The organism is Armatimonadota bacterium (assembly GCA_031460175.1).
Lineage (GTDB): Bacteria > Sysuimicrobiota > Sysuimicrobiia > Sysuimicrobiales > Sysuimicrobiaceae > Sysuimicrobium > Sysuimicrobium tengchongense.
In genome coordinates this window covers 50253-71054 of the sequence record JAVKGW010000008.1, presented here as the reverse complement: position 1 = coordinate 71054, position 20802 = coordinate 50253, and the positions used below count along the sequence as shown (strand labels likewise).

Annotated in this window: 20 protein-coding genes; 10 read left to right on the top strand and 10 right to left on the bottom strand. The window is 71.0% G+C overall.

Annotated elements, in window-relative coordinates; genetic code table 11:
* The first annotated feature begins 2 nt into the window (after positions 1-2).
* From QN206_10580 to QN206_10555, 6 genes are read left to right on the top strand one after another with little or no spacing between them, the layout of a single operon-like run.
* Positions 3-1637 (top strand): copper amine oxidase N-terminal domain-containing protein, encoded by a 1635-nt coding sequence (locus tag QN206_10580; protein MDR7615253.1) that lies wholly within the window; start codon positions 3-5, stop codon positions 1635-1637.
* Positions 1638-1675: 38 nt separating this feature from the next.
* Positions 1676-4918 (top strand): transcription-repair coupling factor, encoded by a 3243-nt coding sequence (mfd, locus tag QN206_10575; GenBank protein ID MDR7615252.1) that lies wholly within the window; start codon positions 1676-1678, stop codon positions 4916-4918.
* A 44-nt stretch (positions 4919-4962) separates the two neighbouring features.
* Positions 4963-5760: a nucleoside triphosphate pyrophosphohydrolase gene (gene mazG, locus QN206_10570; protein ID MDR7615251.1), complete on the top strand. Its 798-nt coding sequence runs from the start codon at positions 4963-4965 to the stop codon at positions 5758-5760.
* A 2-nt stretch (positions 5761-5762) separates the two neighbouring features.
* On the top strand, positions 5763-6020 hold the full coding sequence (locus QN206_10565; GenBank protein ID MDR7615250.1) for a S4 domain-containing protein: 258 nt from the start codon (positions 5763-5765) through the stop codon (positions 6018-6020).
* Between the two features lie 9 nt (positions 6021-6029).
* Positions 6030-7301, top strand: coding sequence for a phosphopyruvate hydratase (gene eno, locus QN206_10560; protein MDR7615249.1), 1272 nt, complete (start codon positions 6030-6032; stop codon positions 7299-7301).
* Positions 7302-7351: 50 nt separating this feature from the next.
* Positions 7352-7708, top strand: coding sequence for a septum formation initiator family protein (locus tag QN206_10555; GenBank protein ID MDR7615248.1), 357 nt, complete (start codon positions 7352-7354; stop codon positions 7706-7708).
* Here QN206_10555 and QN206_10550 read toward each other — a convergent pair.
* Both QN206_10550 and QN206_10545 read right to left on the bottom strand, forming a co-directional pair.
* Positions 7705-8340, bottom strand: coding sequence for a 5-formyltetrahydrofolate cyclo-ligase (locus QN206_10550; protein ID MDR7615247.1), 636 nt, complete (start codon positions 8338-8340; stop codon positions 7705-7707). The genes QN206_10555 and QN206_10550 overlap by 4 nt on opposite strands.
* A gap of 20 nt (positions 8341-8360) precedes the next feature.
* A complete protein-coding gene (locus tag QN206_10545; protein ID MDR7615246.1) occupies positions 8361-9428 on the bottom strand; it encodes a PQQ-dependent sugar dehydrogenase in 1068 nt (355 codons plus the stop codon).
* 83 nt (positions 9429-9511) lie between these two features.
* On the opposite strand from QN206_10545, the gene QN206_10540 reads away from it, so the two are divergent.
* Positions 9512-10699, top strand: coding sequence for an MFS transporter (locus QN206_10540; GenBank protein ID MDR7615245.1), 1188 nt, complete (start codon positions 9512-9514; stop codon positions 10697-10699).
* Between the two features lie 35 nt (positions 10700-10734).
* Here QN206_10540 and QN206_10535 read toward each other — a convergent pair whose 3' ends face one another.
* Positions 10735-11169, bottom strand: a complete 435-nt coding sequence (locus QN206_10535; GenBank protein ID MDR7615244.1) for a hypothetical protein — start codon at positions 11167-11169, stop codon at positions 10735-10737.
* A complete protein-coding gene (locus tag QN206_10530) occupies positions 11166-12332 on the bottom strand; it encodes an aminotransferase class I/II-fold pyridoxal phosphate-dependent enzyme (protein MDR7615243.1) in 1167 nt (388 codons plus the stop codon). Before QN206_10530 ends, QN206_10535 begins: the two co-directional genes overlap by 4 nt.
* Before the next feature lie 28 nt (positions 12333-12360).
* Between QN206_10530 and QN206_10525 the strand changes: the two genes are divergently transcribed.
* Complete coding sequence (locus QN206_10525; GenBank protein MDR7615242.1) at positions 12361-13233, top strand: deoxyribonuclease IV; 873 nt, start codon at positions 12361-12363, stop codon at positions 13231-13233.
* Complete coding sequence (locus QN206_10520) at positions 13230-13463, top strand: B-box zinc finger protein (GenBank protein MDR7615241.1); 234 nt, start codon at positions 13230-13232, stop codon at positions 13461-13463. Before QN206_10525 ends, QN206_10520 begins: the two co-directional genes overlap by 4 nt.
* Here the strand turns inward: QN206_10520 and holB are convergent.
* From holB to QN206_10490, 6 genes are all read right to left on the bottom strand, one after another.
* Positions 13460-14470 (bottom strand): DNA polymerase III subunit delta', encoded by a 1011-nt coding sequence (gene holB / locus QN206_10515; protein ID MDR7615240.1) that lies wholly within the window; start codon positions 14468-14470, stop codon positions 13460-13462. The genes QN206_10520 and holB overlap by 4 nt on opposite strands.
* Positions 14470-14811, bottom strand: a complete 342-nt coding sequence (locus tag QN206_10510) for a cyclic-di-AMP receptor (GenBank protein ID MDR7615239.1) — start codon at positions 14809-14811, stop codon at positions 14470-14472. The genes holB and QN206_10510 overlap by 1 nt, the downstream gene beginning before the upstream one ends.
* Entirely contained in the window at positions 14804-15472 is a 669-nt protein-coding gene (tmk, locus tag QN206_10505) for a dTMP kinase (GenBank protein MDR7615238.1), read from the bottom strand. Before tmk ends, QN206_10510 begins: the two co-directional genes overlap by 8 nt.
* 32 nt (positions 15473-15504) lie before the next feature.
* Complete coding sequence (locus QN206_10500) at positions 15505-17115, bottom strand: R3H domain-containing nucleic acid-binding protein (GenBank protein ID MDR7615237.1); 1611 nt, start codon at positions 17113-17115, stop codon at positions 15505-15507.
* Between the two features lie 105 nt (positions 17116-17220).
* Complete coding sequence (locus QN206_10495) at positions 17221-18414, bottom strand: class I SAM-dependent rRNA methyltransferase (protein MDR7615236.1); 1194 nt, start codon at positions 18412-18414, stop codon at positions 17221-17223.
* 2 nt (positions 18415-18416) lie between these two features.
* Complete coding sequence (locus tag QN206_10490) at positions 18417-19661, bottom strand: endonuclease Q family protein (GenBank protein MDR7615235.1); 1245 nt, start codon at positions 19659-19661, stop codon at positions 18417-18419.
* A 110-nt stretch (positions 19662-19771) separates the two neighbouring features.
* Between QN206_10490 and QN206_10485 the strand changes: the two genes are divergently transcribed.
* Positions 19772-20800, top strand: coding sequence for a trypsin-like peptidase domain-containing protein (locus QN206_10485; protein MDR7615234.1), 1029 nt, complete (start codon positions 19772-19774; stop codon positions 20798-20800).
* Positions 20801-20802 lie beyond the last annotated feature (2 nt).

Here is a 20802-nt window from a genome sequence, read left to right as displayed (position 1 = left end):
GGATGCGCCGCGCGTGGGCGTTGCTCCCCCTTGCCGTGCTTTTGCTGGCCCAGGCCCCGACCTCCGAGATCCGGGTGGTGGTGGACGGGGAGCGCCTTGCCGTGGAGGTCCCTCCCGTGGAGGTGGCCGGCCGTGTGCTCGTGCCTCTCCGGGAGATCTTCGAGCGCTTGGGGGCGGAGGTGGGGTTTGCGGAGGCCACGCGGACGGTGCACGTCCGCCGGGGGGACATGACGGTACGGCTGGTGGTGGGAGGTACGGTGGCGTGGGTAAACGACCGCCCCACGCCCCTGGACGTTCCCGTGTCGGTGATCCGGGGGCGGGTCATGGTGCCCCTCCGGTTCGTGAGCGAAGCTCTGGGAGCCGTGGTGGAGTGGGACGGGGCGAGCCGGACGGTGGTTATCACCAGTCGCCCCCCGTCTCCTCCCCGGGGGTACGGACGGCCTCCCGGAGAGCATCCCGCGAGTCCGGCCCCCGTGGCGGTCTCCCTCGTCCACGACGCCCGCAGACCCCTGCGGGCGGGAGAGGTCCTCACGGTGGTCCTCCGGGGGACGCCGGGAGTCCGGGCCCGCTTCTTCCTGGGGGATATGGCCCAGGGGTTGAGCATGGTGGAGCGTCTCCCAGGGGAGTACGTGGGCACGTACACCGTGCGCCGCCAGGACGACCTCACGGAGGCCCCGGTTTTCGGCCGGCTCGCCTCTGGGTCCGCTTCCAGCGCCGTAGTTCCATCTGCCCTTCCCGTGACGCTCGACCCCATCCCTCCTCGGCTGGTGGTAGCCGTCCCTCCGGGCGGGGTCCTCCTGGCGAACCAGCGTCCGAACCTCCTGGTGGTGGCGGACGATGGCCCAGGATCCGGCGTGCGGGAGGTGCGCGTGGTTCTGCGGGCGGGAGAGGTGGTGCAGGAGGCCGTCTCGGAAACGGGGATCCTCGCGTTCGCTCCCCTCCGCCCTCTTCCGGAGGGCCCGGTGGAGGTCCGGGTGCGGGTGGAGGATCGGGCACAAAACGCCGTCGAGCACCGGTGGTCCTTCTCGGTTCAGACCCGGGGCAGAGCCATCCGCGCGGTGACCTTCGAGCCCGCCCGCCCCCTCCGGGAAGGGGAGGTTCTAACCGTCTGGGTTCTCGGGGAGCCGGGGGGTGAGGCGACCTTCACCCTCGAGGGGATGGGGGAGAAGGTGCCCATGCGGGAGCTGGAGTCCGGGCGCTACGTGGGGACGTACAGGGTTCAGCCAGGCGACAGGTTGTGGAACGGCCAGGTTCGCGTCACCCTCAAGCGGCGGGGGGGAGGGGTGGTACGGGCCGCGACCGCGGGCGTGATCCTCGCGGCCCGGCCTCCTGCCCCACCCGTGGTGGAGCGACCCCGGGGAGGGGAGCGGGTTCGGTCTCCCCTCCTGGTCCGGGGTCGGGCTGAACCGGGGGATCGGGTACGGGTGACTCTCCTCTCCGAATCCACGGTCGGCGCCGTCCCCGTGCTCATCCGGCTCGGAGGGGGAGAGGTCCTCGCGGATTCAGGTGGGCAGTGGGAGAAGGCCTTTCGGTTCCCGCCCCTTTTTCGGGGTGCCCGCCTCGTCCTCGTGGCCTTGGCCGTGGGTCCCACGGGCCAGGAGTCCACACCTTCCGCGGTGCTGGTCACCGGGGAGTGAGCCCCGCGGCCGTGGTACAGTGATACACGCGGAAAAGAATGCCACTCCGTGTCCTCCCTTTGCTGATCTCCACCTGGTCCCCGCACGCGGCCGCGCGCCGGGCCCTGCGGGAGATGGGGAAGGTTTGGATCACCGGGCCCGTAGGGGCCCAGAAGGCCTTGGTGCTCGCCGGGTGGGTCCGGGAGGAGGTGCTCGAAGGCGGGAGGCCCGTGCTGGTCCTGGCGCCCAGCCGGGAGAACGCGGACCGCCTCGGGGACGACCTCCTGACCTTCGCACCGGAACTCGAACCGTCCCTCCGGGCTCTTCCGCCCCTGGAGGCAGAGGGGACGGGGCCTCAGGCCGTGGGGGATCGGCTGCCGGCCCTCCGGGATCTCGCGGAGGGACGGCCGGCCGTGTTCCTCGTTCCCGTCCGGTCCGCTACGGCCCCCGTGCCCTCCCCGGAGCGCCTCCGCGGCTCCCTGTTGGGTCTCCGGGAAGGCGGGCGCATTCTCCTTGAGACCGTGGAGGAGTTCTGCACCGCCGGCGGCTACGAACGGGTGGCACTGGTGGAGCGGCCCGGGACCTTTGCGGTGCGGGGCGGGATCCTGGACGTCTACCCGCCTGATGCGGATCGGCCTCTCCGGGTGGAGTGGTTCGGGGATGTGGTGGAATCCATCCGGGCCTTCGATCCCCAGACCCAGCGGTCCGAGCGGAGGCTCTCCTCCGCGGAGATCCCGCCCGCCCGGGAACCCGCGGGGGACGCGTGCCTTCTGGATCTCCTGCCTGATGGCTCCCTCGTGGTCCTGGACGAGCCGCCGGAGCTGGAACGCCGGGCCGCGGATGGGGCCTTCGGGTGGGAGGCGATCCTGCAGCGCTTGGGGCGGCTGCGGCCCCTTGCCCTCAGCGGGTTTGGGGGGGCGCCGGAGGGCTGGCCCGGGGTGAGGCTGGAGTTCGGAACCGTGGATCCTCTCGCGGGACAGGTGGGGATGTTGGCTCAGGAGCTGCGGCGGTGGCAGCAGGCCGGCTACCGGGTGGTGGTGGCGAGCGCCCAGGCCTACCGTCTCTCGGAGATCCTCGCGGACCAGGGCTTTCTGGCCCATGTGGTCGAGGATGCGGCTCGGGTGCCGGAGCCGGGCCATGTGGTGGTGGTCCCCGCTTCTCTCTCGAACGGGTTTCGCATCGAGGAACTGCGTCTCGTGGTGATCACGGACGCGGAGGTGCTGGGCTGGCGGCGCCGGCGCCGCCGGTTCCGCCGTGCGAAGGAGGGGGCACTCCTGCGGTCCTGGACCGACCTCCGGGTGGGGGATCTTGTGGTGCACGTCCATCACGGGATCGGCCGGTTCCGGGGGATCGTGCGCAAGACCGTGGACGGCATTGCCCGCGACTACCTGCACCTGGAGTACGCGGAAGGGGATGCGCTGTACGTGCCCACGGACCAGGTGGACCTGGTGCAGCGGTACGTGGGGGTGGACGGGATCGAGCCGAAGATCCACCGGCTGGGAAGCGGGGAATGGGAGCGGGAGAAGCGGCGGGTCCGGGAGGCAACCCAGCAGATCGCCCGGGAACTCCTGGAACTGTATGCCCGGCGGGAGACGATCCGGGGCCACGCCTTCTCCCCCGATGGGCCCTGGCAGCGGGAGATGGAGGCCGCCTTCGAGTACGAGGAGACCCCGGACCAGCGGAAGGCCATCGAGGACGTGAAGCGGGATATGGAATCCCCCCGCCCCATGGATCGTCTGGTGGCGGGGGACGTGGGCTACGGCAAGACCGAGGTGGCCGTGCGGGCCGCCTTCAAGGCGGTGATGGACGGAAAGCAGGTGGCGGTGCTGGCGCCCACCACCCTGCTCGCCCAGCAGCACTACCACGTGTTCAGCAGCCGCTTCCGGCCCTATCCCATCCGGGTGGAGCTATTGAGCCGGTTCCGGCCGCGGAGGGAAATCCAGGCGGTCCTGGAGGCCCTGGCGAGCGGGGAGGTGGATGTGGTGATCGGCACCCACCGGCTGCTGCAGAAGGACGTGCGGTTCCACGACCTGGGGCTCGTGATCATCGACGAGGAGCAGCGATTCGGGGTGGTGCACAAGGAGAGGCTCAAGCAGCTGCGGACCAGCGTGGACGTGCTCACCCTCACCGCCACCCCCATCCCCCGCACCCTCCACATGGCCCTGGTGGGGTTGCGGGACCTCTCCGTGATGGAGACCCCGCCGGAGGCGCGGCTTCCCATCCGCACCGTGGTGGCGGAGTGGGACGAGGAACTGGTCCGGACCGCTGTCCGCCGGGAGCTGGAGCGAGGGGGACAGGTGTACGTGGTGCACAACCGGGTGCAGACCATCCAACACGCGGCCCGCCGCATCCAGGCCCTGGTGCCGGAGGCCCGGGTGGCGGTGGCCCATGGGCAGATGCCGGAGCAGAGGCTCGAACGGGTGATGCTGGATTTCCTCGGCGGGAGGTACGACGTGCTCGTGTGCACCACCATCATCGAGATCGGGCTGGATCTGCCCAACGTGAACACCCTCCTGGTGGAGGATGCCCACACACTGGGGCTTGCGCAGCTGTACCAGCTGCGGGGCCGGGTGGGCCGGTCCGACCGCCAGGCCTACGCATACTTCCTCTATCCCCGGGGCGCCCGGCTCACCCCGGAGGCCCAGGAGCGCCTGGCGGCGCTGCGGGAGTTCACGGAGCTCAGCAGCGGCCTGCGGCTTGCCATGCGGGACCTGGAGATCCGGGGTGCCGGGAACCTCCTGGGCCCCGAGCAGCACGGGCACCTGGCCGCCGTCGGCTTTGAACTCTATACGCGCCTGCTGGAAGAAGCCATCCGCCGGCTGCGGGGGGAGTTCGTGGAGGAGGCTCCGGATCCCGTGGTGGATCTCCGGGTCTCCGCTTACCTCCCCGGCGAGTACATCCCGGAGGAGGCCCAGCGGCTGAGCGTCTACCGGCGCCTGGCGGCCCTGCGGAGCGGGGAGGAGGCCGCGGAACTCCGGGAGGAGCTGCAGGACCGCTACGGCCCGCCTCCCGGGCCCGTGCAGAATCTGGTGGAGATCGCGGTCCTGCGGGAGCGGGCGCGGGCGTTGGGGATCGGGGCCATTACGCAGCGACCGGACGGTGTCCTGCTGCGCTTCCGGATTCCGCTCGGGGAGCAGGAGAAGACCTGGCTGCGGCTGGAGTACCGCCGCCGGGTGCAGACGGTTCCGGAGGGACTTCTCGTGCGGTGCGGACCGGAGGAAGCCCTGCGGTGGATCCGGGAGGTGCTCGACAGCCTCGCGCACCTGCGGCGCCGGGAACCCGCGGAGGCGCCCCCGCGGTAGCGGGTTTCGCGTACAATCAAACGGAGTGGAGAGGAGGCGGCGGGATGGCGCGGCCCACCTTCGAGGACCTGGTGCGCGTGATGGCGACGCTGCGGGGACCTGGGGGGTGTCCGTGGGACCGGCAGCAGACGCACCGCTCCCTTCGGCCCTACCTCCTGGAGGAGGCCTACGAGGTTCTGGACGCCATCGAGCGGGGAGACGCAGACCGCCTGCGGGAGGAGCTGGGGGACCTGCTGCTCCAGGTCATCTTCCACGCCCAGATCGCCGCGGAGTCCGGTGCCTTCACCATCCACGACGTGGTCGCGCACCTCCACGACAAGCTGATCCGCCGCCATCCCCACGTCTTCCCGGACGCAGAAGGGCGCGTGGTGGAGGGCGTGGTTACCCCGGAACAGGTGAAGCAGCGGTGGGAGGTACTCAAGCGGGCGGAGCGGGGAGAGGAGGGCACCTCGGCTCTGGACGGCGTCTCCGCAGCCCTTCCCGCGCTCCTCTGGGCCCAGAAGGTGTACAAACGGGCGCGGGAGGCGGGATGGGAGTGGCCGGACGTGCGGGAAGCCCTGGAGAAGCTGGAGGAGGAGGTCGGGGAACTGCGGGAGGCGGTGGAGGACCACCGCCCGGAGGCCATCCACGAGGAGCTGGGAGACGTGCTCATGACCGCGGTGAAGGTGGCGGTCTTCACCGGCACCGACCCGGAAGGAGCGCTGCGGGATGCGTGCGGGAAGTTCATCCGGCGGTTCGAGGCCATGGAGCGGCTCGCGGCGGAGCGGGGGCAGCGAGTGGAGCAGCTCCCCCTCTCGGAGCTTGTGGGGCTGTGGCAGGAGGCGAAGCAGCGCGAGGGTTGAAAGTGCGCCTCGATCGGTTCCTGCAGCAGAGCCGGCTCATCCGGCGTCGGACCCTGGCCCATGCCCTGTGCGCGAACTTCCGGGTCCGCCTGAACGGGCATGTGGCCAAGCCGGCTTCCCCGGTACGCCCCGGTGATCTCATCGAGATCGACTTCGGGACCCGACGGGTGGTGGTGCGGGTACGGGAAGTCCCCGACCGCCCGGTGCCGCCCTCGGAAGCAGTGAGGCTGGTGGAGATCCTGGGAGTCGTCCGCGAGTAGGAGGAGGGGATGGCACGCATCATCGCGCTCACGGCACGGGAGATCCTGGACTCCCGGGGCAACCCCACCGTGGAGGTGGAGGTGGTGGTGGAAGGGGGCGCCCGGGGACGGGCGGCGGCGCCCTCAGGGGCCAGCACCGGGGCGCATGAGGCCCTGGAGCTGCGGGATCGCGACCCCAACCGCTACCTGGGGCGGGGGGTGCTGCGGGCGGTGGAGAACGTGCGTCACCTTCTTGCCCCTGCCCTGGTGGGCAAGGACGCCGCGGACCAGGCGGGCGTGGATCGGCTCCTGTGCGTCCTGGACGGGACGGAGAACAAGTCCCGGCTGGGCGCGAATGCCCTCGTAGCCGCCTCCCTGGCGGTGGCCAAGGCGGAGGCGGCCCACCGGGGAATCTCCCTCTTCCGGTACCTGGGCGGGGAGGAGGCCACCCTGCTCCCCGTGCCGCTCCTGAACGTCATCAACGGCGGGGCCCACGCGGACAACCCTTTGGAGCTGCAGGAGTTCTTGCTGGTTCCTCTGGGTGCCCCGAGCTTCCGGGACGCCCTGCGGGTGGGGACGGAGGTCTACCACCACCTGCGGCAGCTCCTGAGGGCCCGGGGGTTTGCCACGGGCGTGGGCGATGAGGGAGGGTTCGCCCCCGAGCTCCGTACCTCCGCGGAGGCCTTGGATCTCCTGGTGGAGGCCATCGGAGCCGCGGGCTACCGGCCCGGGGAGGAGGTGGCCCTGGCGCTGGATGCGGCGGCCTCGGAGCTGTACCGGGACGGTCGCTACCACCTGGAGGGCCGGGCCCGGTCCGCGGAGGAGATGATCGCGTACTACGAGGATCTCCTGGAGCGATACCCCCTGGTCTCCCTGGAGGACCCCCTCGCGGAGGACGACTGGGAAGGGTGGCGGACGCTCACGGAGGCCCTGGGAAAGCGGGTGCAGCTCGTGGGCGACGATCTCTTCGTCACGCATCCAGAGCGGTTGCGCCGGGGCGTGGAGTCCCGGTGTGCGAACGCCATCCTCATCAAGCCCAACCAGATCGGCACCCTCACGGAAACCCGGCAGACGGTGCAGGCCGCGCACCGGGCCGGCTACCGCGCCATCCTCTCCCACCGGTCCGGGGAGACGGAGGACACGGCCATCGCGGACCTCGCGGTGGCGTGGCGGTGCGGACAGATCAAGACCGGAGCCCCCTGCCGTGGGGAGCGCGTGGCGAAGTACAACCAGCTGCTGCGCATCGAGGAGGAACTGGGGTCCCGGGCGCAGTACGCCGGCCGTACCGCCTTTGCCCGATGAGTGCCCCTTTTGCGGGATCCCCGGAGGGGGCAGCAGGAGTTTCAGGGGAGGTGCACGAAAAGTTCCCCATCACGGAGATGCGTCCGCGCCGCACGCTCCATCGAACCCCGCCCCTCCCCCGCTTCGGGAAGCTCCTGGTGCTCCTGACCCTGATGGCGTTCCTGACCGGCTCCCTCGCCCGATCCGCCTCCCGGGCCTACTGGCTGGACCGCGAGGTCCGTACCCTGGAGCACGTCCGGGCAAGCCTCCTTGCACAGAACCGGCGGCTTCGGGAGGAGATCCATCGGCTCCACGACCCGAAGGTCGTGGAGCGCATCGCGCGGGAGGAACTGGGCTTCGTGCGGCCCGGAGAGATCGCGGTGCTCCTGCTTCCTGACCCCGGGCCCCCGCCGAGGCGATCCCGCTAGAGGACCCACCCGGCGCCTCTGGTGCCCGAAGGTCGCCCGCGGCCCACGTAGACGGCGCGTTCCGTGACCACCAGGTCCACGAAGACGTCCCGGGGCTCCATGGGAACCTCTTCCACCACCTGGCACTCGTACGCGAGCCCCACGAGCCAGCAGTCAGGCCGCACGCTTCGGAGCAGCCGGTCGTAGTATCCCCATCCGTGCCCGATGCGGCCGCCCCGACGATCGAACACCACGCCCGGCACCAGGACCATGTCCACCTCCTGCGCCGCCAGGGCCCGCTCAGGGTACCCGCGCAGCTCGGGTTTCGGTTCCAGGATGCCGAAGGCACCCGGCTCCAGCTCCTGGAGGTCCTGGAGCAGGAACAGCCGGAGCGCGTCCTGTCCCTGCTCGTCCCGGGCACAGTACGGCACCGCGACCCGCTTCCCCAGGGCCATGGCCCTGGGGATGAAGGCGCGCGTGCGGACCTCGCTCCCCGCGTCCACGTAGAACAGCACCGTGCGGGCCTGCCGGAACGGCGGGAGTCGGAACACCCTCTCGAGGATGGCCCGGCTCTTGGCCTCCTTGTCCGGCTCTGCGGCCCGCCCTCGGATGATACGCCGACGCAGCTCCTCCTTCCGGGCCGCCACGCTCATCGCACCTCCATGGTACCGCGCTAGGGGGGGAGGATCCGCAGGATCCGGTCGTCCTCGGGGGTGGGGCTTCCCCGGCCATCCCGGTTGCTCGTGAGCACGTACAGGGCCCCGTCCGGACCTTCCACCACGTCCCGCAGGCGGCCAAATCCTCCCAGCACCCGTTCCTGCCGCACCACCCGGGTGCCCTCCCCGTTCAAGGTGAACAGCCGCAGGTGCGCGCCGCGCAGGTTGGCCACGAGCAACCCCTCCCGCCATGCGCCGCGCGAGACGAAGGTGGCCCCGGAGGGCGCCCACGTCTCGTCCCCGCTGCAGGCCAGGGCATCGGTGAACCCGGGCGGGTGGGGGGTGCCGCACAGGACCTCCGGCCACCCGTAGTTGCCGCCCGGCCGGATGAGGTTCACCTCGTCGTGGGCGAAGCCCCGGTCCCCGGTGGGCCCGTGTTCCGTGGCGTAGAGCTGGCGGGTGCGGGGATGCCACGCGAGCCCCTGGACGTTCCGGTGGCCGAGGGAGTACACGGGAGATCCGGGGAATGGGTTGTCGCGGGGGACGCCCCCGTCCGGCGAGACCCGCAGGATCTTGCCCGCCAGGCTCGTGCGGTCCTGGGCGAGGGCGGGGGAGCGGGCGTCTCCGGTGCCCACGTACAGCATGCCGTCCGGCCCGAAATGCAGGCGTCCGCCGTCGTGCACGAAGGCACCGGGAATGCCGTCCAGGATCACCCGATCCCGCACGAGCCGACCGCCCTCCTCCCGCAGGCGCTCCACGCGGTTGCGCAGTCCCCCGGCCTCGTAGGTGTAGTACACGTAGACGTAGGGCTGCCGGGGAAACTCCGGGTGGAGGGCAAGTCCCAACAGCCCTCCCTCTCCCACGTGTGCCACCGGCAGCTGGGCCACGGGATCCGGTTCCAGCCGACCCGAGCGGATCACCCGGATCCGGCCGGGCCGTTCCGTCACGAAGGCCCGGCCGTCCGGCGCGAAGGCCAGCTGCCACGGGATCTCGAGCCTCCGGGCGTAGACCGTGACCTGCGGGGCCCCCGCCCCCGGCACGGTGGCGGTCAGGCTCAGCGCGAGGGCCAAAATGCCCCACCGCATGGGATCCACCTCCCCGCGAAGTACACCCAGGAGGTCAAGAAGGTGTGAAGGGCGCTATGATGGAGTCGTTCCCGAGGTGTCCCGTGAACGCCACGAGGCCGGCCGTCACCGATTCCGCCGCGGTCCCCCGGACCCCTCCGCGTCTGGGGTGGTTTGTGCTCCTCCTCGTGGTCGGGCACGCGGCGGTGGACGCGGGCTCAGGCGCCCTCCCCGCCCTCGTCCAGCACTTCCGCACGCAGCTCGCGCTCTCCTACACGCTCACGGGGATCCTCGTCACGGCCTCCTCCCTGGGCGGAGGAGTGGCGCAGATCGGTGCAGGGTTGTGGGCGGACTGGCGGCCCCAGCCGTGGATGCCCGCGGCGGGGGTGGCCCTCACCGCCCTGGGCCTCGGAGGCGCGGGCTTTGTCCACGACGCGCGCAGCGCGACCGTAGCCCTCGCCCTCATCGCGCTGGGGAGTGCGCTGTTCCACCCGGAGGCGGTGCGGACCGTCTACCTGTCCGGGGAGGAGCGGCGGGCCACCGCCATGGCGACCTTCAGCATCGGCGGCAACCTGGGGTGGGCTCTGGGCCCGGCGGTGGTGGCGCTTCTCACGGATCTTCAGGGTCTTGGGGGAATGCGGTGGTGGTTGCTCGTGGGGCTCCCCATGGCGATTTCCCTCGGGCTCGTCACGCCCCGCGCATCGGCCTCCCCCGCCGCGTCCGCCTCGGTCCCGGATGAGGAAGGCCGGGACGACTGGCCCGCGTACCTCAACGTCCTCCTGGTGAGCCTCCTGCGGGGGGCCGTCCACCTGGCGGTCACGATCTTCTATCTGGGCTACCTCATCGACACCCTGGGCCGGAGCCGGACGGAGGCCTCCCTGGCCCTCTCCCTGCTGCTCGCCAGCGGCATCGTCTCCTCTCCCCTCCTGGGCCGGCTCGCGGATCGCTTCGGTCCCAAATCCGTGCTGGCTGCCACCATCGCGGCCCTGGCCGGACTCGTGGCCCTGCTCCCCCTCGTGCCGCCCGGGGGCGTGTACCCCATGATGATGCTGGTGGGCGCCAGCTCCATGGGGACCCTTCCCGTCTCCCTGGTGCTGGGCCAACAGTACCTGCCGGGCCGGCGGGCCCTGGGAGGGGGGATGCAGGTCGCCGTCTCCTCCTTCGCTTCCCTGTTCGCCACGCCGTTTGGGATCCTCGCGGACCGCACCAGCATCCCCGCGGTGATCTGGGTTGCTGCAGCTTTGGCTGCCTTCGGCGCGTTGCTCGCCTCGCGCCTCCCTGCCCGATCCTAGGCTGCACGTCCGGCATCCGGTCCCCGCCCGAGGGCTCACGCCGTGGCCTGGAGGTCCCGCAGGAGCTGGAGGGCCTGCTCCAGTTGGGACTCGTGCACCAGGAGGCGGTCCCGGTGGAAGGTGGGAAGCGGGTGGGCGATGATTCCCCTCCGTTGGAGGAGGCCCGCGACCGTGGGGAGGAGGTCTGTGGCCTCCCCGTGCAGGTCCACCTCCAGGGTGATCATCCGCCATCCGGTCTCCACCCGGATGGCGTGCAGCCCCCGGCCCGCCTGCGCCCACTCCGTCTCCCGACAGATCACCCGGACGCCATCCGGGTGAACGGTGATGAGAAAGGGCGCGTGGAACCGGTCCGCCCGTCGCTGTACCGCCTTGGCCTCCCAGTCGGGGAGATGCGCGCGGACGAGGGGTTCGGGGTCCACCAGGATGCGGGCCTGGGCCAGCCGCTCCGCGAGCCGGGGATCCAGTCTCATTCCAGAGCCTGCTCCAGGTCCGCGAGGAGATCTTCAAGATCCTCGATGCCCACGGAGAGACGGATGAGGCCGTCGCGGATGCCGGCCCGGATCCGCTCCTCCCGCGGCATGTGTGCGTGCGTGGTGCTGGCCGGGTGGGTGGCGAGGGAATGCACGCCCCCGAGGCTCACCGCCCGCTGGATGACCCGCAGCCGCTCCACCAGCCGGACGCCGGCCTCCAGTCCTCCCCGCACCTCAAACGCCAGCATGCCTCCAAACCCGTGCATCTGCCTGCGCGCCACCGCGTGGTTCGGATGCTCTGGAAGGCCCGGGTAGTACACCCGCTCCACCCGGGGATGGCCCGCGAGGAAGCGGGCGATCTCGAGCGCGGTCCGGTTCACCCGCTCCATCCGCAGGCCCAGGGTCTGCACGCCCACCAGCAGCAGCCACGCGGCGAAGGGATCTGCGCATCCGCCGTAGACCCGCACCTGCTCCCAGCACCGTTCGATGAAGTCCCGCTTGCCCACCACGGCGCCCAGGACCAAGTGGTGGTGCCCGCCCAAAGCCTTGGTGGCGCTGTGCACCACCACGTCCACCCCGAGCGCGAGAGGTCGTGTGTTGTATGGGGTGGCAAAGGTGTTGTCCGCCATGGAGAGGATGCCCGCCTGGCGAGCGATGCGGGCCACGGCGGCGATGTCCGTGATCTGCAGCACCGGGTTGGCAGGCGTTTCCAGGTACACGAGCTTCGTGTTCGGCCGGACGGCGCGGGCGTAGTTCTCCGGATCCTCCGGGTCCACGAAGGTGACCTCGACCCCGTAGCGCGGAAGGACTTGGGCAAAGAGCTCGAAAGTGCCGGAGTAGAGGGAGACGGGGGCCACGAGGTGATCGCCGCCCCGCACCACCGCCAGCACCGCCTGGCTGGTGGCTGCCATCCCCGAGGCGGCCAGCAGACACGCCTCCCCGCCCTCCAGGGCGGCGAGGCGGTCCGCGCACGCGCGTAGGGTCGGGTTGCCCCATCGGGTGTAGAAGGCCGCGGGGATCCGCTCGTTCGCGCGCCGGGCGCCATCGGCCACGGTCTCGAAGGTAAAGGTACTGGTCTGGTAGAGGGGCGGGACGAGGGCCCCGAAGGGATCCGGAGGGCTTCCCGCATGCACCGCGAGTGTGTTGAACCCGAGCTGAGCCATCCGGAGCCTCCTGGTCGGTTCTCCTCCCATGGTAGTCCAGGTCTGGTACAGTAGATCCGTGCGGTTCGGGGCCCACGTCTCCATCCGGGGCCGCCTCTCCAGCGCCATTGCCCGGGCCTTGGCCATCGGGTGCGAGTGCCTCCAGATCTTCGTGGGAAACCCCCGGAGCTGGCGGGCGGTTCGGTACCCTCCGGAGGACCTGGCGGAATTCCGCAGGGAACGAGCCCGTAGTGGCCTCGATCCCCTCGTGGCCCACACCCCGTATCTCCTGAACCTGGCGGCTTCCGGAGAGGTGTACGAGCGGTCCGTGCGGGCGCTCGGGCACGCCCTGGAGGTGATGGAGGTCCTGGAGGGGTTGGGGGTGGTGACCCACATCGGAAGCGCGAGAGACTGCGGATTCGCGGAGGCGGTCCGCCGGGTGGCCCGGGCGGTGCGGAGGGGGCTAGCGGCCACGGACCGGGCCTTGGTGCTCCTGGAGGGCAGCGCGGGCCGCACCCTGGGGGGGACGTTCGGAGAGCTCGCGGCGCTTGTGGACGCCCTGGACGGGGATGAGCGGGTCGGGATCTGCCTGGACACCGCGCACCTCTATGCCGCGGGGTGGGATCTTCAGACCCCGGACGGGGTGGAGGCCATGCTGGAGGCCTTCCAGGAGCAGGTGGGCCTGGCGCGTTTGCGGCTCCTGCACCTCAACGACACCCAGGCTCCCCGCGGGAGCCGGCGGGACCGCCATGAGAACATCGGCGCGGGCCGCATTGGGCTTGTGGGTTTCCGGACACTCGTGAGCCACCCGAGGCTTGCTTCGCTGTGCGGGATCATCGAGACGCCGGGATTCGGCAAGCAGGGGCCGGATCGCCGCAACCTGGAGGTGCTGAAGTCCCTCCGGGCCGAGGGGGGATGGTGAGCGAGATCCGGTGCGCCTATCACCCGGATCGGCCCGCCCTCTACTACTGCACCCGGTGTGGGCGGGCCATCTGCCCGGGGTGCGTGGTCCGAACCGCGTCCGGAAACCTGTGCCGGCCCTGCGTGGAACAGCCACTTCGCCCCCGCCCCAGGTCCCTGTGGGCGTGGGTGGCCGCGGGGGCGGTGCTTATGGTTTTGCTCTTCTGGTGGTTCCTCCTCGCCTCCCGCTAGACGGGAGGTGCCGTGGGGGTGGGGTGGAGCTGGAACTGCAGGAACATGGCCTCCAGCGCCAGGCGCGGTTGCACGTTGCGGCGGAGATCCGCCTTCGCCCGCTCGATGGCCTCCAGCCGGCGGCGGACAGCTTCTGGAGGGAGACGGGCCGCGAGCCTGCGGATCTCCTCCCGGCGATCGAGGTTGACCAGCAGGCGCTCGTCCCCCGCGTGCTGCTCCACCAGCACGTCCCGATACCACAGGAGGGCGATGTCCAGCAGCTCCCCGAGGCGCTCCCGGTCCTGGGCCAGGGATTCCGCGGCCTCCAGGGCTGCCAGGAGGCCCTCCTGCTCGACGCGCCCGAGCCAGTCCACCACCCGGTCCCGGTCCGCGAGGGCGTCCGGATCCCGGGCCCACCGGGCCGCCAGGGCCGCCCGCCCCGCACAGAGGGCCGCGAGTACCCGGGCCCGGGCGGGAGGCACCTCGAACTGGACCCGCAGGGCCCGCTCGATGTCCGCCGCGGGGACCAGATTGAACCGCACAAGCTGGGTGCGGGAGACCACGGTAGGCAGCAGCGCGTTCGGGGACTCCGCCACCAAGAGGATCACGATACGGGGCGGAGGCTCTTCCAGGAGCTTCAGGAGGGCGTTCTGCGCTTCGGGAAGGAGCCGCTCCGCGGGGGCCACGATGTATACCCTGTATTTCCCCTCGTACGGACCGTAGGCGGCCTCCTGCCGCATCTCCCGGATCTGGTCGATGCCGATCCCCTGACGGCCCTCCGGCGGTTCGATCCACCGGATGTCCGGATGCACCCGCCGCTCCGATTTCTGGCAGGGTAGACAATTCCCGCAGGCGTCCTCCGCGTAGCGCTGGCACTGGAGGGCCTGGGCGAAGGCCCAGGCGGTCTCCCGCCGACCCGTGCCCGAGGGTCCCGTGAAGAGGTAAGCGTGGTGGACCCGCCCCGTGCGGAGGGCGCTGCGCAGCAGCCCGATGGCATGGTACTGGTCCAGGACGTCCGCGAACCGCACTACACCCGCTCCATCCGCACCACGTCCAGCACGAACACGATGCCTCCACCCACCCGCACCCGCACGGGATACGCGGCATACACCTCCACGGGTTCCATCACGGGCGGGACCGGCGTCAACAGCTGCTCCCGGGTCCGGCAGGTGGTCCGCACGATCTCCAGCACCCGTTCCACCCGCTCCGCCTCCGTGCCCACGAGCACGGTGGCGTTCCCCGCCCGCAGGAATCCCCCGGTGCTCGCCAGCATGGTGGCCTGGAAGCCGGAGGCGGTGAGCTGCTCGATGAGCCTGGGGGCGTCCTTCTCCTGCACGATGGCCAGCACCAGCTGCGTGCCGCTAGCCACGATCCCCTCCCCCCTCTCCGGCCATCCCGACCGGTAGACCCCGTGCCCGCAACACCGGCTCCACCTCCCTCCAGATCCGGGCCGCCACTTCCTCCAGGTCCCCCGTCGCTGGAATCACCCGCACGCGCGGATCTTCGCGGCTCAGGCGGAGAAACCCTTCCCGGACCCGCTGGTGGAACGCGGCATCCTCGCCCTCCACCCGATCCAGCCCTCCCGCCCCCCGGGCCCGGCTCACCCGTTCCAGCCCCACCTCCGGGGGGACGTCCAGGATCAGGGCGAGGTCTGGATACAGCCCTCCCGTCGCCACCTCGTTCACGTGCCGCACCACCTCGACCCCCAGCCCCCGGGCATACCCCTGGTAGGCCAGGGAGGCGTAGACGGACCGATCCGAGAGCACCACCCGGCCCGCCTCCAGAGCCGGTCGCACCACCTCCTCCGTGAACTGGGCCCGGGCCGCGGCGAACAGGAGCATCTCCGCCCGGGGACAGATCCCGCGGGAGGTGGGATCGAGCAGGAGCCCCCGGATGGCTTCCCCGAGCGGGGTCCCCCCGGGCTCCCGGGTGGTCACCACCTCCACCCCCAGGGAACGAAGGCGCTCGGCCAGGTGCAGCACCTGGGTGGTCTTCCCCGCCCCCTCCGGGCCGTCCAGGGCGATGAACACCCCCTGCGGGGTCCGTCGTCCGGCGGGCTCCGTTACCGTGGGTAGATCACCACCCGGCGGAACGGTTCCTCCCCCTTGCTTTCCGAAACGAGCCCGTAGCGCTGCACGAGCTCGTGCTGCAGCCGGCGCACGTACGCGTTCTGCGGGGAGAGTTCCACGGGCTGCGCCCGCCGCAGGACCTCTTGGATGGCGTCCTCCACTTCCCGCAGCGCCGCCTCCTCCGCGCTCATCTCCTCTCCTCCCTCGAACAGGGAGCGCAGGAAGTTCACGAGCTGCGTCACGGTGTTGCTCTTCACCACGTACAGCGGCACGCCCCGCTCCTGGGCATCCCGCAGCTTCTTAGGCTGCCGCTTCTCCTGGGACTTCAGGGTCACCACCACGTCCGCGTCCTCCAGCCGGTCCACCACGTAGGCGGGTACCCGGAGCTCCCGGATGGCCCGCTCCAGGCGGTTGCGGCTCACCGCGTAGGGATAGATGCGCAGGACCTTCTTCGCTCCGGGCTTCGCCTCGGGGGACGGCACCACGAAGGACCGGGTGGGCTCCTCCGGCTCCGTGGCCCGGATCTCCACCTCCCCGCTGTCCGCCCGCACCCGGAGCTCGGGCCGGGGCGGGATGCCGCGCAGCATGCGGTCCACCACCTCCGCCACGTCGTGGTGGACGGCCAGCTTGTCCTTGTCGTGGATCTCGATCACCACGTCGAAGGTGGGCGGGGCTTTCCGCTCAAGCACCGTCTTCTGGGTACCCCGCCGCCGGGCCTCCTCGTCCGAGAGGGTGACCGCCTGGATGCCGCCGATGAGGTCCGAGAGGGTGGGGTTCTGGAGCAGGTTCTCCAGGGTGTTCCCGTGGGCGGTGGCGATGAGCTGCACCCCCCGCTCCGCGATGGTGCGGGCGGCCAGGGCCTCTGCCTCCGTGCCGATCTCGTCGATCACGATCACCTCCGGCATGTGGTTCTCCACCGCCTCGATCATCACCGCGTGCTGCAGGGCAGGTTCCGGAACCTGCATGCGCCGGGCCCGTCCGATGCCCGGGTGGGGGATGTCTCCGTCGCCCGCGATCTCGTTGCTGGTGTCCACCACGATGACGCGCTTCCCGAGTTCGTCCGCCAGCACGCGGGCCGCTTCCCGCAGGAGGGTGGTCTTGCCCACGCCCGGCCGGCCCAGGAGCAGGATGGACTTCCCGGATTCGATCACGTCCCGCACGATGTCCACGGTCCCGAACACCGCCCGGCCCACCCGACAGGTGAGCCCCACGATCTCCCCCAGCCGGTTCCGGATGGCGGAGATCCGGTGCAGGGTCCCGCTGATGCCGGCCCGGTTGTCCTTTCCGAAGGTTCCCACCCGCTCCACCACGTAGTGGATGTCCGCGCGGGTCACGGGCTCCTTGCCGAGGGGCTCTGCCCCACCCGGGTACCGGGCCTCGGGCACCCGACCCAGATCCATCACCACCTCGATGAGGCTGTCCCGGTAGGGCTTGCGCTCCACGGCCTCCCGGATGTGAGGGGGAAGGACCGCGAGCAGCAGGTCGAGGTTATCCGTGATCTGGATGGACCGGGCGGGAATCCGCCGCTCCCGCCCTTGCGGGCTCAGCGGTGCCAGGCGGGCCGACGACAACTCAACCCCTCCCTCGTGGAGATGTGTACCCATCGTCCCCAGGGAAAACGACGGGAGGAGGGATTCCTCTTTCCCCCCTCCCGGACCACTTCGCGCGCCACGGCATCGGCACGTGGAGGCTCGCTCCTTCCAACGGAATTATACCGTCTGGAGCACGAAGCACTTGAGGTAGCGGGTCTCCGGCATGGCCCCCAGCATGGGGTGATCCCGGGCCTGCCCCCGGAACTCCAGCAGGCGCACCCGCTGGCCCGCGTCCCGGGCGGCCTCCAGGATCACCTGCCACAGCATTCCCTCGTCCACGAAGGAAGAGCAGGAGCAGCTCACCAGATACCCGCCGGGCCGCAGGAGCTTGAGGGCCCGGAGGTTGATCTCCTTGTAGCCCGCCAGTGCCCGGCGGACCGCCTCCTTCCGCCGGGCGAAGGCGGGGGGGTCCAGGATCACGAGGTCGAACCGGGCACCCTCCCCCTCCAGGGCCCGGAGGGCCTCGAAGGCGTCCGCCACCTCGTACCGGCACCGGTCCGGTACGCCGTTGAGCCGGGCGTTCTCCCGGGCGAGGGCGATGGCCGTCTCGCTCACATCCATCCCCAGCACCGACCGGGCCCCGTGCAGGGCCGCGTGGATCCCGAAGGCCCCGGTGTAGGAGAACACCTCCAGGACGTCCGCGTCCCGGGCCAGGGGGGCGCAGCTCAGACGGTTCTCCCGCTGGTCGCAGAACCACCCCGTCTTCTGCCCGCTGGCCACGTCCACCAGGAACCGGGCCTCTCCCTCACCGATCTCCACCCGGGTCGGGGCCTCTCCCCGCAGGAACCCCTGGTGGCGGGGCAGGCCCTCCAGGGACCGCACCCCCGGGTCGTTGCGCAGGTACACCACCCGGGCCCCCGTCTGCTCCAGGAGGAGGTCCGCCAGCAGCTCCTTGCGGGCGTCCGTCCCGAACGCCAGGGTCTGCATGACCAGCAGATCCCCGTACCGATCCACGATGAGCCCGGGGAGAAGGTCTCCCTCCGCGTACACCACCCGGTAGGCGGTGGTCCCCCGGACCACCCGCTCCCGCAGCGCCAGGGCTTGGCCGATGCGGCGGGCGAAGAAGTCGGGGCCGATCGGTTCTTCCTCGAACGTGAGGATGCGAACCCGGATCTTGCTGTGGGGATTGTAGAACCCCCGCCCGCAGAAGGCACCCCGGGAGGTGAGGACGTCCACCAGGGCCCCAGGGGCGGGGTTCCCCCGCACCTCCGCCACCTCCCCCTCGTACACCCAGAGGTGCCCCGGGAGGATCCGCTGTTCCCGGCCCCGATGGAGGACCACGGCGCCCTCGACGGGTTCGGGATCCCGCACGGCTAGAAGAGGCTCATCTGCGCGCTCTCTCCGCTTCCCCTCTCCCGGGACGCGTCCTGGGCCTCCGGGAACAGGTGGATGCGGCCGAACTCCCCGTCGTACCCCGGTTCGATGTGTACCTGTCCCGCGCGCATGCGCCGGATCCCCTCCACCACCCGGGGGTGCGTGATCCGACGCAGCTCCTCCAGCGGCACGTCCGTGAGCACCGCGAACTCCCCCCCGAGCCGCTCCACGAGCTTCAGGTATTCCTCCCGCACCCGCACGGTCCCCACCCCCTGGCCCAGGGCCTCCGCCAGGATCTCCTCCAGGGGGATGAGGTTGCGGTAGGGAGGTCGCCCGGAAGGGGCCTCCCCCTCCGGCCGGTCCGCCAGGGACTCCACCCGGTGCAGCACGCCTACGGTGACGGGCCGCCCGCACTTCGGGCACCGGCCCTGCAGCGCGCGGGTCTCGCGAGGGTGCAGCCGAACCTCACAGGCGCGGTGGCCGTCGTAGTGGTACTTCCCCTCCTCCGGGAAGAACTCGATGGTGTAGGCCACCCGGCCCGTGCGGATGGCCTCCACGATCCCGTCGTAGCTCAGGTCCGCCTGCAGGGCCGTGGCCTCCCGGCCGAGCTTGGTGGGGGAGTGGGCGTCGCTGAAGGAGACCAGGGTGATCCCGTCGAGCCAGGAGATCCGCCAGTTCATGGGCGGATCGCTCGACAGCCCGGTCTCGATGGCCCGCACGTGCCGCAGCTGGTCCTGGAAGCACTCCTCCAGGGAATCAAAGCCGGACTGGGACCCGAACACGGAGAACCACGGGGTCCACGCGTGGGCGGGGATCACCAGGCACCGGGGCGAGATCTCCATCACGTACTCCACCAGCTTCGCACAGCTGAGCGTCAGGGTGGGGCGTCCGTCTGCTCCCAGGTTCCCGAACCGGCCCAGCACCGCGTTGATCCGGTCGCAGACCTCGAAGGACGGACTCAGGAGGAGGACGTGCACCTTGCGCAGCTTCCCGTCCTGGGGATAGATGCTGCTCACCTCCACGGTGAGGAGGAACCGCGTCCCCCGGTATTCGTACAGCCCATCCTCCACGGGCCGCAGTTTGCCGCGCAGCTCCCGGAGCCAAAGGGGGTGCGTGAAATCGCCGGTACCCACCACCTGGATCCCCTTCCGCCGGGCCCAGAGGCTCAGGTTCTCCACGTCCATGTCGCGGCTGGTGGCCCGGCTGTACTTCGAGTGCAGGTGGAGATCGCACAGGATGGCCATGGCCGCCTCCTTCCGGGTCTCCCCTTGAGGATACCTCCGGGACGGCCCCGTGGGGGAATTCCCCGGGTCTCCGGGGCGTTTGTGGGCTCGACGGGACCTGGAGGGAGACCGTGGAGTGGCGTTGGCTCGCCTCAGAAGAAGCCGGTGGACGCCAAGGCACCTCGCCCGGACGTGCTGAGGAGGAGGTCCTGGACGCGTACTCCCGGGCGGTGGTGGAGGCCGTGGAGCGGGTGGGGCCCGCGGTGGTGAGCGTGGGGCTTGTGCGGCGGGCGCCGGAAGCCCTGCGCCGGCGGGGGCTCCCGGAGGTACGGGGGATCGGAAGCGGGGTGATCCTCACCCCGGATGGGTACGTGCTCACCAACAGCCACGTGGTGCGGGGTGCGGACCGCATCGAGGTGCGCCTCGTGGACGGACGCGAGCTCACGGCCCGGGTGGTGGGAGAGGATCCCCACACGGACCTGGCGGTGCTGCAGCTGCCGCAGAGCGGGCTTCCCGCCGCGGCCCTCGGGGACTCCACCCGGCTCCGGGTGGGCCAGCTGGTGATCGCCATCGGGAATCCCCTGGGGTTCTCCGCCACGGTCACCGCGGGCGTGGTGAGCGCCCTGGGCCGAACCCTGCGTTCGGAGACGGGCCGGCTCATCGAGAACGTGATCCAGACGGACGCGGCCCTCAATCCCGGGAACTCCGGAGGGCCGCTCGTGAACGCCCGGGGAGAGGTGGTGGGGATCAACACCGCGGTGATCGCGGGGTCCCAGGGCCTGTGTTTCGCCATCCCCGTGAACACCGCGAAGTGGGTGGCCGCCCAGCTCATCCGCTATGGCCGGGTGCGGCGGGCATATCTGGGGATCGTGGCCGCCGCGGTCCCCGTGGACCGCGGCCTAGCCGTGCGTCATCGCCTCGATGCCTCCACCGCGGTGCGGGTGGTGGAGGTCCAGCCGGGCTCCGCGGCGGAGCGGGCGGGCTTGCGGCCGGGCGATCTCCTCGTGGCGCTTCAGGACCGGCCCGTGTATAACCTCGACGACCTGCAAGCCGTGCTGGGCCAGCACCCGCCGGGAGTCCCGCTCGTGGTGCACGTGATCCGGGAGGGCCGGCGCTTTGCACTGGAAGCGGTGCCCGCCGAGCTGGTAGACGATCTGTAGGG